The organism is Spirosoma pulveris (genome assembly GCF_054781875.1).
Genome location: NZ_BAAGTO010000068.1, coordinates 1 through 648, shown reverse-complemented (window position 1 = coordinate 648; position 648 = coordinate 1). Strand labels below are relative to the sequence as shown.

2 pseudogenes are annotated in these 648 nt (G+C 52.5%); both read left to right on the top strand.

Features of this window, described 5'->3' with window-relative positions:
- Positions 1–425 (top strand): annotated as a pseudogene (locus ACYVJM_RS32140) (SusC/RagA family TonB-linked outer membrane protein); the annotation flags it as partial.
- Positions 426–443: 18 nt separating this feature from the next.
- Positions 444–648 (top strand): annotated as a pseudogene (locus tag ACYVJM_RS32135) (RagB/SusD family nutrient uptake outer membrane protein); the annotation flags it as partial.

Below are 648 nucleotides of genomic sequence, written 5' to 3'. Positions count from 1 at the left end.
ACTTCGATCTCAGCGTTCTGTTCCAGGCATCGACCGGTGGGCAGATCTTCCTCCAGACGGAGTCGGGCACCATTGGTAACTTCCTGCAATACAGCTACGATCACCGCTGGACGGTGGATAATCCCAGTACGGTCGACCCCCGTATCGTGGACCGCAGCAATCAGTACTTCTCCAACGGTACCAGCTACTGGCTGAAGAGTACAGACTACATTCGTCTGAAAAACCTGGAGCTGGGTTACACGCTTCCCAATACGATCGCCAGTAAAGTTGGCCTGAGCAACCTTCGGGTGTACGTGAACGGCTTGAACCTGGCCACCTATGCGCCTGCCATGAAAGGCATATTCGATCCCGAATCGACTAGCAGTAGCGGCCAGTACTACCCACAGGCGCGGGTTATCAACACGGGGGTATCACTTAGTTTCTAAATGATTAATCAGAACAGTATGAATTATATAGCAAAGTGTCTATCGTTCAGTCTGCTGTTGGGCACAACGATGATCGCCTGTAACAGTGATTTTCTGAACACCAAACCGCTTGATAAAGTATCGGGTGATGCCGTTTGGGCCGACCGTGCCCTCTCGGAAGCTTTCGTTACGGACGTGTACAACGGGATTCGGGACGGCCTGCTGGACCAGATGAGCCTGGACT